At 72.8% G+C, this 14,195-nt stretch carries 15 protein-coding genes and 3 tRNA genes; 6 read left to right on the forward strand and 12 right to left on the reverse strand.

The features are described from left to right. Nucleotides 1-85: 85 nt before the first annotated feature. Both Q0994_RS16245 and Q0994_RS16250 read left to right on the forward strand, forming a co-directional pair. The gene (locus Q0994_RS16245; RefSeq protein ID WP_299534969.1) at nucleotides 86-1,312 is read left to right on the forward strand and encodes a pyridoxal phosphate-dependent aminotransferase; all 1,227 of its coding nucleotides are present in this window, start codon (nucleotides 86-88) and stop codon (nucleotides 1,310-1,312) included. Between the two features lie 116 nt (nucleotides 1,313-1,428). Next, a complete protein-coding gene (locus Q0994_RS16250) occupies nucleotides 1,429-2,490 on the forward strand; it encodes an adenosine deaminase (RefSeq protein WP_299534972.1) in 1,062 nt (353 codons plus the stop codon). Between the two features lie 247 nt (nucleotides 2,491-2,737). Here Q0994_RS16250 and Q0994_RS16255 read toward each other — a convergent pair whose 3' ends face one another. The 6 genes from Q0994_RS16255 to Q0994_RS16280 form a co-directional block, all read right to left on the reverse strand. Then, a complete protein-coding gene (locus Q0994_RS16255) occupies nucleotides 2,738-3,793 on the reverse strand; it encodes a UDP-N-acetylmuramate dehydrogenase (protein WP_299534974.1) in 1,056 nt (351 codons plus the stop codon). A 226-nt stretch (nucleotides 3,794-4,019) separates the two neighbouring features. Beyond that, the gene (locus Q0994_RS16260; protein WP_299534976.1) at nucleotides 4,020-4,448 is read right to left on the reverse strand and encodes a MaoC family dehydratase; all 429 of its coding nucleotides are present in this window, start codon (nucleotides 4,446-4,448) and stop codon (nucleotides 4,020-4,022) included. Further along, complete coding sequence (locus Q0994_RS16265) at nucleotides 4,448-4,900, reverse strand: MaoC family dehydratase N-terminal domain-containing protein (RefSeq protein WP_299534978.1); 453 nt, start codon at nucleotides 4,898-4,900, stop codon at nucleotides 4,448-4,450. The genes Q0994_RS16260 and Q0994_RS16265 overlap by 1 nt, the downstream gene beginning before the upstream one ends. A 149-nt stretch (nucleotides 4,901-5,049) precedes the next feature. Beyond that, entirely contained in the window at nucleotides 5,050-5,214 is a 165-nt protein-coding gene (gene rpmG / locus Q0994_RS16270) for a 50S ribosomal protein L33 (protein ID WP_003956487.1), read from the reverse strand. A gap of 89 nt (nucleotides 5,215-5,303) precedes the next feature. Then, nucleotides 5,304-5,376: transfer RNA gene (locus Q0994_RS16275), tRNA-Met, on the reverse strand. A gap of 45 nt (nucleotides 5,377-5,421) precedes the next feature. Then, nucleotides 5,422-5,494, reverse strand: a tRNA-Thr gene (locus tag Q0994_RS16280). Between the two features lie 449 nt (nucleotides 5,495-5,943). On the opposite strand from Q0994_RS16280, the gene Q0994_RS16285 reads away from it, so the two are divergent. Both Q0994_RS16285 and Q0994_RS16290 read left to right on the forward strand, forming a co-directional pair. Further along, nucleotides 5,944-7,299, forward strand: coding sequence for a hydrolase (locus Q0994_RS16285; RefSeq protein WP_299534994.1), 1,356 nt, complete (start codon nucleotides 5,944-5,946; stop codon nucleotides 7,297-7,299). A 92-nt stretch (nucleotides 7,300-7,391) separates the two neighbouring features. Continuing rightward, nucleotides 7,392-8,048 (forward strand): SDR family oxidoreductase, encoded by a 657-nt coding sequence (locus tag Q0994_RS16290; RefSeq protein ID WP_299534996.1) that lies wholly within the window; start codon nucleotides 7,392-7,394, stop codon nucleotides 8,046-8,048. Between the two features lie 386 nt (nucleotides 8,049-8,434). On the opposite strand, the gene Q0994_RS16295 is transcribed toward Q0994_RS16290, so the two are convergent. Continuing rightward, nucleotides 8,435-8,516: transfer RNA gene (locus Q0994_RS16295), tRNA-Tyr, on the reverse strand. A gap of 165 nt (nucleotides 8,517-8,681) precedes the next feature. On the opposite strand from Q0994_RS16295, the gene Q0994_RS16300 reads away from it, so the two are divergent. Further along, nucleotides 8,682-9,170: a YajQ family cyclic di-GMP-binding protein gene (locus tag Q0994_RS16300; RefSeq protein WP_299534997.1), complete on the forward strand. Its 489-nt coding sequence runs from the start codon at nucleotides 8,682-8,684 to the stop codon at nucleotides 9,168-9,170. Between the two features lie 190 nt (nucleotides 9,171-9,360). Continuing rightward, nucleotides 9,361-10,026, forward strand: coding sequence for an alpha-ketoglutarate-dependent dioxygenase AlkB (locus Q0994_RS16305; RefSeq protein WP_299535001.1), 666 nt, complete (start codon nucleotides 9,361-9,363; stop codon nucleotides 10,024-10,026). A gap of 30 nt (nucleotides 10,027-10,056) precedes the next feature. Here the strand turns inward: Q0994_RS16305 and Q0994_RS16310 are convergent, their stop codons facing one another. The 5 genes from Q0994_RS16310 to Q0994_RS16330 all read right to left on the reverse strand — a co-directional run bounded on the left by Q0994_RS16310 (nucleotide 10,057) and on the right by Q0994_RS16330 (nucleotide 14,186). Next, nucleotides 10,057-10,329 carry a GlsB/YeaQ/YmgE family stress response membrane protein gene (locus tag Q0994_RS16310; RefSeq protein WP_299535004.1) on the reverse strand — a complete coding sequence of 91 codons (273 nt, stop codon included), beginning with the start codon at nucleotides 10,327-10,329 and terminating at the stop codon, nucleotides 10,057-10,059. Between the two features lie 110 nt (nucleotides 10,330-10,439). Then, nucleotides 10,440-10,832 carry a YccF domain-containing protein gene (locus tag Q0994_RS16315; RefSeq protein ID WP_299535006.1) on the reverse strand — a complete coding sequence of 131 codons (393 nt, stop codon included), beginning with the start codon at nucleotides 10,830-10,832 and terminating at the stop codon, nucleotides 10,440-10,442. Continuing rightward, nucleotides 10,829-11,692 carry a zinc metalloprotease HtpX gene (htpX, locus tag Q0994_RS16320; RefSeq protein WP_299535009.1) on the reverse strand — a complete coding sequence of 288 codons (864 nt, stop codon included), beginning with the start codon at nucleotides 11,690-11,692 and terminating at the stop codon, nucleotides 10,829-10,831. Before htpX ends, Q0994_RS16315 begins: the two co-directional genes overlap by 4 nt. 283 nt (nucleotides 11,693-11,975) lie before the next feature. Continuing rightward, nucleotides 11,976-12,443 (reverse strand): MscL family protein, encoded by a 468-nt coding sequence (locus Q0994_RS16325; protein WP_299535012.1) that lies wholly within the window; start codon nucleotides 12,441-12,443, stop codon nucleotides 11,976-11,978. A gap of 150 nt (nucleotides 12,444-12,593) precedes the next feature. After that, the gene (locus Q0994_RS16330; RefSeq protein ID WP_299535712.1) at nucleotides 12,594-14,186 is read right to left on the reverse strand and encodes an NADH-quinone oxidoreductase subunit N; all 1,593 of its coding nucleotides are present in this window, start codon (nucleotides 14,184-14,186) and stop codon (nucleotides 12,594-12,596) included. Nucleotides 14,187-14,195: the final 9 nt, after the last annotated feature.

Genomic DNA, 14,195 nt, shown 5'->3' on the forward strand with positions numbered 1-14,195 from the left:
GGCACCGTACAGGGCCCGGAAGGCGGTGTGTCCGGTCCATGAAACCCGTGTGCCGGGCGGGTTTCCGGTCTGGGACGATGGGGGCATGAGCGCTGCCACTTCTCCGTCCGACCGCCGGGTGTCCGCCCGCGTCGGAGCGATCTCCGAGTCCGCCACCCTCGCCGTCGACGCCAAGGCGAAGGCCCTCAAGGCCGCCGGCCGTCCGGTGATCGGCTTCGGCGCCGGTGAGCCCGACTTCCCGACCCCCGATTACATCGTCGACGCGGCGGTCGAGGCGTGCCGCAACCCGAAGTACCACCGTTACACGCCGGCCGGCGGGCTCCCGGAGCTCAAGGCCGCGATCGCGGAGAAGACGCTGCGGGACTCCGGCTACGAGGTCGACGCGTCCCAGATCCTGGTGACCAACGGCGGCAAGCAGGCCATCTACGAAGCGTTCGCCGCGATCCTCGACCCGGGCGACGAGGTCATCGTCCCGGCCCCCTACTGGACCACCTACCCGGAGTCCATCCGTCTCGCAGGCGGTGTCCCGGTCGAGGTGGTGGCCGACGAGACCACCGGTTACCGGGTCTCCGTGGAGCAGTTGGAGGCCGCCCGCACCGAGCGGACCAAGGTCGTCCTGTTCGTCTCCCCGTCCAACCCGACGGGCGCCGTCTACAGCGAGGCCGACGCCGAGGCCATCGGCCGCTGGGCCGTCGAGCACGGCCTGTGGGTCATGACGGACGAGATCTACGAGCACCTCGTCTACGGCGACGCGACCTTCACCTCGCTGCCCGCGATCCTCCCCGAGCTGCGCGACAAGTGCATCGTCGTCAACGGCGTCGCCAAGACCTACGCCATGACCGGCTGGCGGGTCGGCTGGATCATCGGCCCGAAGGACGTCGTCAAGGCCGCGACCAACCTGCAGTCGCACGCCACCTCCAACGTCTCCAACGTCGCCCAGGTCGCCGCGCTCGCCGCGGTGTCCGGCCCGCTGGACGCGGTGGCCGAGATGCGCACCGCCTTCGACCGCCGCCGCCGCACCATGGTCCGGATGCTCAACGAGATCGACGGCGTCGTCTGCCCCGACCCCGAGGGCGCGTTCTACGTGTACCCCTCGGTCAAGGCGCTGCTCGGCAAGGAGATCCGGGGCAAGCGCCCCGCCTCCTCCGTGGAGCTGGCCGCGCTGATCCTGGACGAGGCCGAGGTCGCCGTCGTCCCGGGCGAGGCCTTCGGCACGCCGGGCTACCTCCGCCTGTCGTACGCGCTGGGCGACGACGACCTGGTCGAGGGCGTCTCCCGCGTCCAGAAGCTGCTGGCCGAGGCGCAGGACTGACCCCGCCCCCAGCGAGGTGCCCCCGGTTCCGGCCGGGGGCACTTTTTTTGTTCGAACCACCCCCTGAAGGTGAAAGCGGCTACCGCTCGGACCCGCGCGTGCGGCAGGATCTACCGATGGAGCGTGATGTACGTCTGTTGCCCAAGGCCCACCTGCACCTGCACTTCACCGGGTCGATGCGGCCCACCACCCTGCTCGAACTCGCCGACAAGTACGGCGTGCGGCTCCCGGAAGCCCTGACGGGCGGCGAGCCGCCCCGGCTCCGGGCGACCGACGAGCGCGGCTGGTTCCGCTTCCAGCGTCTCTACGACGCCGCCCGCGCCTGTCTCCGGGAACCGGACGACATCCGCCGGCTGGTCCGGGAGGCCGCCGAGGAGGACGTCGCGGACGGCTCGGGATGGCTGGAAATCCAGGTCGACCCCACCTCGTACGCCCCGCTGCTGGGCGGACTGATCCCGGCGATCGAGATCATCCTGGACGCGGTGGACTCCGCCTCCCGCGACACCGGGCTCGGCATCCGCACGGTGATCGCGGCGAACCGCATGAAACACCCGCTGGACGCCCGCACACTGGCCCGGCTCGCGGTGCGCTACGCCGACCGGGGGGTCATCGGCTTCGGCCTCTCCAACGACGAACGCCGCGGCCTGGCCCGGGACTTCGACCGGGCCTTCGCCATCGCGCGGGAGGGCGGCCTGCTGGCGGCCCCGCACGGCGGCGAACTGTCGGGGCCCTCCAGCGTCCGCGACTGCCTGGACGACCTGGACGCCACCCGGATCGGTCACGGGGTGCGCGCCGCGGAGGACCCCCGGCTGCTGCGCCGGCTGGCCGAGCGGGGGGTGACCTGCGAGGTCTGCCCGTCCTCCAACGTGGCGCTCGGCGTCTACGAGAAGCCGTCGGACGTACCGCTGCGGACCCTGTTCGACGCCGGGGTGCCGATGGCGCTCGGCGCGGACGACCCGCTGCTGTTCGGCTCCCGGCTGGCCGACCAGTACACGCTGGTGCGCCGCCACCACGGCTTCACCGACGAGGAACTGGCCGAACTGGCCCGGCAGTCGGTGCGGGGGTCGGTGGCGCCCGCGGACGTGCGCGACAAGCTGCTGGACGGCATCGATGCTTGGCTGGCGGGCCCGGTCGGGGAGCAGGAGCGGACCGACCGGAGCACGCTGGTCCGCGGCTGACCGGGCCGGCGGGCCCCCGTGGCGCAACAGGGCTCGCGCCACGGGGCTCGGGCCTCTGCTGAGGGTCTCAGCGCCTCGGACGGGTCAGCGCCCCCGTGGGTGCAGCGCCTCAGTAGGTGCAGCGCCCCAGGGGGTTCGGCGCCTGCGAGGGGCCGGCTCTCCTCAGACGGGCCGGTGCCTCAGACGGGCCGGTGCCTCAGAGGGGCCGGTGGGTCAGAAAGGCCGGTGCCTCGGGGCGGCCGGTGGGTCAGAGGCTGACGCCGACCGTGACCGGTTCGTTGACCAGGGTGATGCCGAACGCGGCGTGCACGCCGGCGACGACCTCGCGGGCGAGGGCCAGCAGGTCCTCGGTGGTGGCGCCGCCGCGGTTGGTGAGCGCGAGGGCGTGCTTGGTGGAGATGCGGGCCGGACCGGTGCCGTACCCCTTGGTGAAACCGGCCCGGTCGATGAGCCAGGCGGCCGAGGTCTTGACCGTGCCGTCGCCGGCCGGGAAGGCCGGCGGCGCCACGTCCGGGCCGAGGCGCGCCGCCACCCGGGCCAGGAACGCGTCGAACTCGGCCGCGCCGAGGATCGGGTTGGTGAAGAAGGAGCCGGCCGACCACGTGTCGTGGTCCTCCGGGTCCAGCACCATGCCCTTGCCGGCGCGCAGCTTCAGGACCGTCTCGCGGGCGAGCGCGGCGGGCACCCGCTCCCCCGCCGAGACGCCGAGGGCGCGGGCGGTCTCCGGGTACTTGAGCGGTGCCGACAGGCCGCCGGCGTCCTCCAGCTCGAAGCGGACCCGCAGCACCACATGGCGGTCCGGGTCCTGCTTGAAGCGGCTGTGCCGGTAGGCGAAGGCGCACTCGGCGTTGGACAGGGTCACCGTGCGGCCCTCGCGCCGGTCGTAGGCGACGACCTCGGTGAGGGTGGCGGACACCTCCTGGCCGTACGCCCCGACGTTCTGGATCGGGGTGGCCCCGGCGGATCCGGGGATACCGGCGAGGCATTCGACGCCCGCGAGGCCCGCTTCGACGGTGCGCGCGACGACGTCGGTCCAGACCTCGCCGGCCGCCACCTCCAGCGAGGTGCCGGTGAGGGTGAAGCCCCGGGTGGCGATGCGCAGCGCGGTGCCGTCGAACCCCTTGTCCCCGATGACCAGGTTGGAGCCGCCGCCGATCACCAGCAGCGGGGTGCCGTGCTCGTCGGCCTCCCGGACGGCGGCGATCACCTCGTCGTCGGTCGTGGCGGTGACGAGCCGGCCGGCCGGGCCGCCGAGCCGGAAGGTGGTCAGGGGGGCGAGGGGGGCGTCGTGGAGTACCTGCACGGGGACAAGAGTACGGTCCGCACGCGGGAAGGCCGGGCGGGCGCGGGCCCGGACGGGAGGCCGACGTGCGGGGTAAGGCCGACGGGAGGCGGAGGGCGGCGGCCGGGCGGAAAGCGGGCGCCGGGACGCGGCGAGCGCCCTTAGGGGGCGCCTGGGCCGGGGAACGCCGCGAGGGGCGCCCTCCGGAGAGGGCGCCCCTCGCGGGCGGGCGGGGTCCGCCGGGCCGTCAGGCGAGCTGGACGACGGCGCGGGACATGCCCAGCACCTTCTTGCCGTCGCAGACCACGACCAGGTCCACCCGGACCCGGCGGTCGTCGAGCTTGGCCGCGACCTTGCCGCTCACCTCGATGAGCGCGCCCTTGTCGTCGTTCGGCACCACGACCGGCTTGGTGAAGCGCACCCCGTACTCGACGACCGCGCCCGGGTCGCCGGCCCAGTCCGTGACGACGCGGACCGCTTCGGCCATGGTGAACATGCCGTGCGCGATCACGTCGGGCAGCCCGACCTCGACCGCGAACTTCTCGTTCCAGTGGATCGGGTTGAAGTCGCCGGAGGCGCCCGCGTACCGGACCAGCGTGTCGCGGGTGACCGGGTAGGAGCGGGACGGCAGCTCGGTGCCGACCTCGACCGCGTCGTAGTCGATGTTCGCCGCCATCACGCCTCCTCGGCGCCGCGCGCCACCAGCTTCGTCCACGCCGTGACGACGTGGGCACCGGTCTCGTCGTGGACCTCGCCGCGGACGTCCAGGATGTCGTTGCCCGCCATCGACTTCACGCTCTCGATGGTGGAGGTGACCGTCAGCCGGTCCCCCGCCCGGACCGGGCGGGTGTAGGCGAACTTCTGGTCGCCGTGCACGACACGGCTGTAGTCCAGGCCGAGCTGCGGGTCCTGGACGACCTGGCCGGCCGCCTTGAACGTGATGGAGAAGACAAAAGTCGGGGGCGCGATGACGTCCGGGTGACCGAGCGTGCGCGCGGCCTCGGGGTCGACGTACGCCGGGTGGAGATCGCCCACCGCCTCGGCGAACTCGCGGATCTTCTCCCGGCCGACCTCGTACGCCGGGGTGGGCGGATAGGTCCGTCCCACGAAGGACTGGTCGAGCGCCATGAGCGCGCTACCTCCCGATGAGCAGAAGAACTGATGAACGGACGAAGGGGCCCGGCCCGCCGTTGCCCGGAGACACGGCCGGACGTGCGGACCCCGTACAACGACACGAGGCCGCCCCCAGTGGGGACGGCCTCGTGTACGAGCCTGATTCAGCGCGTTTCGCGGTGCGCGGTGTGCGAGTTGCAGCGCGGGCAGTGCTTCTTCATCTCAAGACGGTCCGGGTTGTTACGCCGGTTCTTCTTGGTGATGTAGTTCCGCTCCTTGCACTCCACGCAGGCCAGCGTGATCTTCGGGCGGACGTCGGTGGCAGCCACGTGAGTGCTCCTTGGACGGACGGATGTACGGATGAACGCATAAAAGAGTAGCCGATCGAAGGACCGACCCCACAATCGGCTACCGTGTGTAGCGGTGACCGGACTTGAACCGGTGACACAGCGATTATGAGCCGCTTGCTCTACCGACTGAGCTACACCGCTTTGATGACGATCCCCTCCGCCGAAACGGAGGTTCCCGATCACCAGAGCCCCAATGCGGAATCGAACCGCAGACCTTCTCCTTACCATGGAGACGCTCTACCGACTGAGCTATTGGGGCGAGCGAGGAAGACATTACACGGTCATTCGCCGATCGCCCAAATCCGTTTCCCGCAGCCCCCGCGGAACCTCCCACGGCCCCCTCGCCGCACCGCCATCCGGCCCTTGATCAGGCACGCGACCGGTCCGGACGGAGCCCCACGGAACCCGCCCGCACCTCCTGCCACGGCCGTCGCGGCGGACCCCCGCCGGTATGACTTATCCGCTCCTCCCGGACGCCGCCCTGACCCCGCCCTACGCTCGGACCACTCCGCGTGATCTTGACCCCGGCCCGTCCGGATCTTCATCCCGGCCCGTCCGCCCGAACCCTGCCCGAGCTCGGGCAGCCCCGGAGGCACCGGCCCGGGGCCGGCACCCGCCCGACCTCGGCCGCCCCGCCCTCGATCCAGCCCGCCCTCGATCCGCCCCGCGGCCTCCCGCCCGCGGCCCCGAATCCCTTCCTGGAGCGCGATGCCCGACAGTCAGCCGCGGCGCCCCGACGACGAGGCCGACGGCTCCGGCCCCGGGCGCGGCGACTCCGGCCCCGGGACCGGCGGCGGCTCCCCGGCGGACCGCGCAGCCGCGGCCGGGTCACTGCTGCTCTGCGGAGCCCGGCTCACCGACGGCCGCGTGGTGGACGTGCGGATCGGCGGCGACCGCATCGAGGCCGTCGGCACCGCGGGCAGCCTCACCGCCCGCGGCCCCCGCGTCGATCTCGGTGGCTACCTGCTGCTCCCCGCCCCGGCCGAGCCGCACGGCCACAGCGACGGCGCCCTCACCGCCGAGGGCCGGGGGCCCGTCTCGCACGGTGCCGAGGACGTCCAGCGGCGCTCCACGGAGGCCGCCCTGCTCCAGCTCGGCCACGGCGCGACCGCACAGCGCGGCCACGTCCGGATCGGCGACCTGCACGGGCTGACGCCCCTGGAGGCGGCCCTGCAGACCCGGCGGGCGCTGCGCGGGCTCGCCGACGTCACGACGGTGGCGGCGCCCCGGCTGCTGACCGGGGTGGCCGGTGGGGACGGGCTGGCGATGCTCCGGGACGCCATGAAGATGGGCGCCGACGCGGTGGGCGGCCGGCCGGACCTCGACCCGGACCCCTCCGGCTACGTCGAGGCGGCACTCATGGTCGCCGCCGAACACGGCGCCCCGGTGGACCTGCACACGGACGGGGAGGATCCCGCCCGGCTCGCCCGGCTGGCCGCCATGGCGGGCGGGCTGCGGCACCGCGTCACGATCGGACCGTGCGCCGGCCTCGCCCACCTGCCGCTCGCCGTCGCCTCCCGGGCGGCCGACCAGCTGGCCGCGGCGGGCGTCACGGTGGTCTGCCTCCCCCAGGGCGGCTGCTCGGGCACCGAGCGCCGGGGCACCGCCCCGGTGCGCCTGCTGCGCGCGGCGGGCGTGCGGGTCGCCGCGGGCGGCGGCGCGCTGCGCGACGTCGCCAACCCGGTGGGCCGCGGCGACCCGCTCGAAGCGGCGTACCTGCTCGCCTCGCAGCACGGCCTGTCCGCCGAGCACGCCTACGAGGCGGTGACGGCGGGCGCCCGGCAGGCCATGGGCTTGGCCGAGGTGCGGATCGAGGCGGGCTTCCCGGCCGAGCTGCTGGCGGTACGCGGCGAGAAACTGGCCGGCGTCCTGTCGCTCGGCTACAGCCGGATCGTGGTCCACCGCGGCCGGATCGTGGCCCGTACCAGCGCGGTGCGCGAGTACTGCGACTCCGAGGCGCCGGGCGGCCCCGGCCTCCCCCGCCAGGGCCGCTCCGATCCGGGAGGGGGGCGGGGACGGCCGGGGGCGGGGCCCTCACCGGGGGCCGGGCCCGACGACGGCTGAGGACGCCGGCCGGCCGGGACGGGCCGGGTCCGGCGGCGGAACCCCGGCGGGAGCGGCGGCAGGAGCGGGCGGTGCGGCGTACGGTCGGAGACATGCGCATTGTCATCGCAGGTGGACACGGTCAGATCGCGCTGCGGCTGGAGCGCTTGCTCGCCGCACGCTCGGACGAGGCGGTCGGGGTGATCCGCAACCCGGACCAGAGCCAGGACCTGGAGGCGATCGGCGCCCAGCCAGTGGTCCTGGACCTCGAAACGGCCTCCGTGGAGGAGGTCGCGGAGGTGCTGCGGGGCGCGGACGCGGCGGTGTTCGCCGCGGGCGCCGGGCCGGACAGCGGGGCCCCGAGGAAGGACACCGTCGACCGCGGGGCGGCGGTGCTGTTCGCCGACGCCGCGGAGCGCGCGGGGGTGCGGCGCTACATCGTGGTCTCCTCCATGGGCGCCGACGCCTCGCACCGGGGCGACGAGGTGTTCGACGTCTACCAGCGCGCCAAGGGTGAGGCGGACGACGACGTACGCGCCCGGAGCGGCCTGGACTGGACGATCCTGCGCCCCGGCATGCTCACCAACGACGCCGGCACGGGTCTGGTCCTGTTGTCCGCGAAGACGGGCCGCGGCCCGGTCCCGCGCGACGACGTGGCGGCGACCCTGCTGGAACTCCTCGACACCCCGGGCACGGCCGGTCTGACCCTCGAACTGATCTCGGGCAACGTCCCGGTGATGGTCGCGGTGAAGGACGTCGCCGGCAACTGACCGCGACCCGCTCCGGCACCGCCCGCACAGCCGTACGTGAAAGCCGCCGCACCCGGGCCCGCCGGGGTGCGGCGGCTTTGCCGTGCGCGGCGAAGACCCGCCCTGACGCCTCGTCAGAACCTAGCCCTGCGCGCCTGGTTCCGCACCTCCGCCACCTCCCCCGACGGCACCCGCGGCGACCGCGAACGCGCGGATCGGCAGGGGTGTTGCGTGGGACCGCGTAAGCACCCGCGGGCCTGCCCCGCGAGTGCCCCGCACCCGCTGGTCAGCACGCGAATCACAGTGAGACAAAGTGGGGCAATCGCCCATACCGGCTTTCTGTGTCACGGCATGCAGAAAGGGCCCGTGAACAGCATTCCTGCTGTTCACGGGCCCTTCCCGTTCGGTGGCGGCGCCAGGGTTCGAACCTGGGTAGGCTGAGCCGGCAGATTTACAGTCTGCTCCCTTTGGCCACTCGGGCACACCGCCTCGAACATCGCTCCGGAACCCCGCTGGTGAGCTCCTTGGCGACGACGTAAACGATACCCGATGCCCAGGGGTGCTCCGCCACCCGATTGATCCGGGGCCCTGGTCAGGGCGAGCCCTTAGGCTTTGCCCCACACCGCACGCTTACGACGCAAGGAGCCACACGTCATGGCCGACTCCAGTTTCGACATCGTCTCGAAGGTCGAGCGGCAGGAGGTCGACAACGCCCTCAACCAGGCCGCCAAGGAGATCTCCCAGCGCTACGACTTCAAGGGGACCAACGCCTCGATCGCGTGGTCCGGCGAGAAGATCCTGATGGAGGCGAGCGGCGAGGAGCGCGTGAAGGCGATCCTCGACATCTTCCAGTCCAAGCTGATCAAGCGCGGCATCTCGCTGAAGTCGCTGGAGGCGGGCGAGCCGCAACTGTCCGGCAAGGAGTACAAGCTCTTCGCGGAGATCACCGAGGGCATCTCCCAGGAGAACGCCAAGAAGGTCGCGAAGATCATCCGCGACGAGGGCCCCAAGGGCGTCAAGGCACAGGTCCAGGGTGACGAGCTGCGGGTCAGCTCGAAGAGCCGCGACGACCTGCAGGCCGTCCAGGCGCTGCTCAAGGCGCAGGACTTCGACTTCGCGATCCAGTACGTGAACTACCGGTAGAACCGGCGGCCGCCCGGGTGGCGGGCCGTGACGTGCGGGGCGGGCGTGCCGGGAGGCGTGCGCCGCCCCGCACGTCGTAGGGGCCCGCGGGCAGGCATCCGGATGGACCCTGGGCGCGCGGCCGGGGGCGTCGGTCGTCCTCGGAAGCCGAGGGCGGGCCGAGGAATGACCCGGAGAGAGGGTGAGGGCCGTGGACGGGCTGTTCCCGCGGGAGCGGTCGGAGGTCGCGCCGGGAGCGGTGCACGTGCCCGGCTGGCTGCCGGTGGAACGGCAGCGGGAGCTGGTCGAGGCGTGCCGGGGATGGGCGCGGGGGCCGGTGCCGCTGCGGCGGACGGAGCTGCCGGGCGGGGGCGTGATGTCCGTGCGCACGGTGTGCCTCGGCTGGCACTGGCAGCCGTACCGCTACGGGCGTACTGCGGACGACGTGAACGGGGCACGGGTGGCCGCGTTCCCCGACTGGCTGGCGGAACTCGGCCGGGAGGCCGTGGCGGAGGCGTACGGGGAGGGGCCGCGGGCGCGGTCGTACGCGCCGGACACCGCGCTGATCAACTTCTACGACGACACGGCCCGGATGGGCATGCACCAGGACAAGGAGGAGCGGTCCGGTGCGCCGGTGGTGTCGCTGAGCATCGGGGACGCCTGCGTCTTCCGGTTCGGCAACACGGAGGACCGGCGGCGCCCGTGGACCGATGTGGAGCTGGAGTCGGGCGACCTCTTCGTCTTCGGGGGCGCCTCACGGTTCGCGTACCACGGGGTACCGAAGGTGCGGCCGGGAACGGCTCCGCCCGGCACCGGGATGCGGGCAGGGCGGCTCAACCTGACGCTGCGGGAGACGGGGCTCGGGGACGGCGGGTAGAGCCCCTCCCGGAGCCCTCTCCGCCGGGCGTCAGCGGCGCTCGCGGGAGTTGCCGAAGAGCAGGCGGTAGACGATGAGCAGCACCAGGGAGCCGGCGATGGCCGCGACCCAGGTGGCGGCGTCGAAGAAGTCGTTGCTGATCGGGCGGTCGAGGAGCTTCCCGGAGAGCCAGCCGCCCACGAAGGCGCCGACGATCCCGATCAGGGTGGTGCCCACGAGGCCGCCCGGGTCGCGTCCGGGCAGCAGGATTTTGGCTATGACTCCGGCGAGAAGTCCGAGAATGATCCAACCGACAATGCTCATGCGGCGCACCTACCCCTGTTCCGGTCCTGTGATGCAGGACGCGGGCGCGGGGTGGGCGGTTGCGCGGGAGCGGGGCCGCCGGTGACCGGCGGCCCGGGAGGCGGCTCCCGTCAGCGGGTGGCGAAGGGCCGGTCGGTGTCGACGATCTCCTTGCCGAACGGCATCAGGGAGACCGGGATCAGCTTGAAGTTCGCCACCGCCAGCGGGATGCCGATGATCGTCACCGCCAGGGCGATGCCGGTGACGATGTGGCCGAGGGCGAGCCACCAGCCGGCCAGGATCAGCCAGAGGACGTTGCCCACGAAGGAGGCACCACCGGAGTCGTGGCGGTCGACCACCATGTGTCCGAAGGGCCAGAGGGCGTAGACGCCGATGCGGAAGGCGGCCACGCCGAACGGGATGCCGATGATCGTGATGCACAGCAGGAGGCCCGCGGCGAGGTAGCCGAGGAACATCCAGAAGCCGCACAGGACCAGCCAAATGACGTTCAGGATCGTCTTCATGGGCGATGACCTGCCATCTGTTCGAGTCGGGCGATGCGTTCTGCCATGGGCGGGTGGGTGGAGAACATCTTGGAGAGTCCCTGCCCGGGGCGGAAAGGGTTCGCAATCATCATGTGGCTCGCGGTCTCGATCCGCGGCTCGGGAGGCAGCGGAAGCTGCTTGGTGCCGGCTTCGAGCTTGCGCAGGGCACTGGCCAGAGCCAGCGGGTCTCCGGTGAGCTGGGCCCCGGAGGCGTCCGCCTCGTACTCGCGGGAACGGCTCACGGCGAGCTGGATCACCGAGGCGGCGAGCGGCCCGAGGAGCATCACCAGGAGCATGCCGAAGAGGCCGGGTCCGTCGTCGTCGTCGGACCGGCCGACCGGGATCAGCCAGGCGAAGTTGACCAGGAACATCACCACGGAGGCGAGCGCCCCGGCGACGGACGAGATCAGGATGTCGCGGTTGTAGACGTGGCTGAGCTCGTGTCCGAGGACGCCGCGCAGCTCCCGCTCGTCCAGGATCTGCAGGATGCCGTCGGTGCAGCAGACGGCGGCGTTGCGCGGGTTGCGGCCGGTGGCGAAGGCGTTGGGTGCCTGGGTCGGAGAGATGTAGAGGCGGGGCATCGGCTGGCGGGCTGCGGTGGACAGCTCGCGCACGATCTTGTAGATGCGGGGGGCCTCGAACTCGCTGACCGGGCGGGCGCGCATCGCCCTGAGGGCCAGTTTGTCGCTGTTCCAGTACGCGTAGGCGTTGGTGCCGACGGCTACCAGGAGCGCGATGAGCAGTCCGGCACGCCCGAAGAAGCTGCCGATCGCGATGATGAGTGCGGACAGACCGCCGAGGAGTACGGCGGTCTTCAGCCCGTTGTGCCGGCGGTGCACGGTACGCCCTCCAAGTCGTGCGGCAGGGGGACCCTTGCTCGGTGGGCCCCGCTCCTCGGCGGGGCTCACGTACAGGTCAACGCCGCGTGGCGCGGGCTAGTTCCCTTGTGCATCGGACCGGGGGCGGGCGGACGTGCGGAGGACCGGGGCGTACCCGGCCGGGTACGCGTCGGCCGTGCGGCGGTGCCGGAGAGGCCGGAGAGGCCGGTGGCACGGAAGCCCGTGCCGCTGAGGTCGGTGCCGCGCGCGGCTGCCGGACCCGGCCGGACCGTCCCCGCCCCGCTCAGCGCTGGGCGGGGAGCTTCTGGGCCAGTTCCAGCGCCTCGGGATCGGGCTCGACCTCGCTGGTGCAGAAGGCGCAGCGGGAGGCGATGGCGGGGATCGCGGTGTAGCAGCGCGGGCAGTCGCGGAGGGCGGCCTTGATGTCGACGGGCTGGTCGGCCTTCTTGGCGGTGAAGCGGTCCTGCACCTTGGCCATGGGGACGACGACGCAGAAGTAGAGGACGGCGGCGGTGATGACGAAGGCGATCGCGGCGGCGATGAACAGGCCGTAGGGGAAGTCGACGCCCTCGACGGAGAAGTGGGCCTTGCTGAAGTCGCCGGTGCCCCGGGTGATGACGCCGATCAGCGGGACGATGAACGCGTTGCTGAAGCCGGTGACGACCGCGGTGAAGGCGGCGCCGACGGCGAGGCCGATCGCCATCGAGACGACGTTTCCGCGGAGGATGAAGTCCTTGAAGCCGTTCAGCACCGCTGCTTCTCCTTGTGTGCCCGGGACGCCGCCGCCTTGTGCGTGACGTATGCACGCAAGACCCTGCCCTGTCCGGGGCCCGGTGGGCAAACCGATCTACGGCCCCGGCGGCGAGGGGCGCGGCGGAAGGTCCGGTAGGTGGGGAACGGGTCAGAAAAGGGTGTCGGTGGCGAACCTGAGTACGAGCTGGGGCGCTCCGGAGAGCACGATCCCCGCGGCGGCCGTGAGGACCAGCGCGGCGGTGAGCGGGGCGGGCGCGCGGCGGACGGGGACCGCCTGCGCGGCGGGTCCGGTGACGGGGTCGTCGGTGGGGCCGCCGACCGGGGCGGGGGCGGACTCCGGGGTGCGGAAGAGGGCCGCGAGCCAGCGCAGGTAGTAGACGAGCGCGATCACGACGTTCACGGCCATGACGACCGCGAGCCAGCCGAGGCCGCCGTCGACGGCGGCCCGGAAGACGGCGACCTTGGCGAACAGGCCGATGACGCCCGGCGGCAGGCCGGCCAGGCAGAGCAGGAAGAAGGCCAGTGCCAGTGCGGCGGCGGGCCGGCGGGTCCAGAGCCCGCGGTAGTCGCTGATCCGGTTGCCGGGGTGGGTACGGGCGACCAGGGCGGCGACCGCGAACGCGCCGAGGTTCACCACGGCGTACATGAGGGCGTACGCGAGGGTGGAGCCGGTCTGCGGGTCGGCGGAGTACGCGGTGGCGGCGATCGGCACCAGGAGGTACCCGGCCTGGGCAACCGAGGACCAGGCCAGCAGGCGCACGGCGCTGCGGGCGCGGTCGGCGTCCTGGCGCAGCGCCGCGACGTTGCCCGCGGTCATGGTGAGCGCGGCGAGCACCGCGAGGGCGGGGCCCCAGACGTCGGCGTAAGCGGGGAAGGCGAGGACGGTGACCAGGACGAGCCCGGAGAAGCCGACCGCCTTTCCGACCACGGAGAGGTAGGCGGCGACCGGCAGCGGGGCGCCGACGTAGGTCTCGGGGACCCAGAAGTGGAAGGGGGCCGCCGCGGTCTTGAACGCGAAGCCGACCAGGGTGAGGACGACACCGGCGGCGGCGAGGGTGGAGAACCGGGCGGGCACCTCGTCGAGGGCGGCGGCTACCTCGGTGAGGTGGGTGGTGCCCGCCGTCGCGTAGACGAAGCTGACGCCGAGGAGCATCACGGCCGTGGCGGTGACGGAGGAGAGGAAGAACTTCAGGGCGGCCTCGGAGGAGCGCCGGTCGCCGCGCTTGATGCCGACCAGGGCGAAGGCGGGCAGCGAGGCCACTTCGAGGGCGACGACCAGGGTGACGAGGTCGCGCGAGGCGGGCAGCAGGGCGGCCCCGGCGGCGGAGGACAGCAGCAGGAACCAGTACTCGCCCGCGGGCAGCCGGCGGGTGTCGTCCAGCGAGAGCAGCGCGGTCAGCAGCGCGCCACCGAGGACGAGGGCCTGGACGACGAGGGCGAAGTGGTCGGCGGTGTAGCTGCACGCCTCGCCGCCGGAACCGGCCGGGACGCAGAAGGTGGAGCGGTCCCCCGCGCGCAGCGGGACGAGCAGGCCGAGGGCGACGGCGAGTCCGGCGACGGTGGCCCAGCCCAGCAGGTGCTTGTGGCGGGCGTCGGTGAAGAGGTCGGCGACGAGGACGCCGACGGCGGCCACCGCGACGGCCAGTGGCGGCGCGATCGCGAGCCAGTCGATGGACTGGACGAGGCTCCCGCCCGGTCCCGCCGCGGTGACGGGGCCGGCGGCCGCGGGAAGGGCGGTCACGAGGTCCGG

The organism is uncultured Streptomyces sp., assembly GCF_947488945.1.
In the GTDB taxonomy this organism is placed as follows: domain Bacteria; phylum Actinomycetota; class Actinomycetes; order Streptomycetales; family Streptomycetaceae; genus Streptomyces.

Coding starts and splice junctions, on each gene's coding strand:
- Q0994_RS16265 (WP_299534978.1), bottom strand. CDS start 4,900: ATGGCGCTCGACCAGTCCTTCGTGGGACGGACCTATCCGCCCACCCCG.
- Q0994_RS16250 (WP_299534972.1), top strand. CDS start 1,429: ATGGAGCGTGATGTACGTCTGTTGCCCAAGGCCCACCTGCACCTGCAC.
- Q0994_RS16260 (WP_299534976.1), bottom strand. CDS start 4,448: ATGGCGGCGAACATCGACTACGACGCGGTCGAGGTCGGCACCGAGCTG.
- Q0994_RS16245 (WP_299534969.1), top strand. CDS start 86: ATGAGCGCTGCCACTTCTCCGTCCGACCGCCGGGTGTCCGCCCGCGTC.
- Q0994_RS16315 (WP_299535006.1), bottom strand. CDS start 10,832: ATGAAGACGATCCTGAACGTCATTTGGCTGGTCCTGTGCGGCTTCTGG.
- Q0994_RS16290 (WP_299534996.1), top strand. CDS start 7,392: ATGCGCATTGTCATCGCAGGTGGACACGGTCAGATCGCGCTGCGGCTG.
- Q0994_RS16300 (WP_299534997.1), top strand. CDS start 8,682: ATGGCCGACTCCAGTTTCGACATCGTCTCGAAGGTCGAGCGGCAGGAG.
- Q0994_RS16285 (WP_299534994.1), top strand. CDS start 5,944: ATGCCCGACAGTCAGCCGCGGCGCCCCGACGACGAGGCCGACGGCTCC.
- Q0994_RS16310 (WP_299535004.1), bottom strand. CDS start 10,329: ATGAGCATTGTCGGTTGGATCATTCTCGGACTTCTCGCCGGAGTCATA.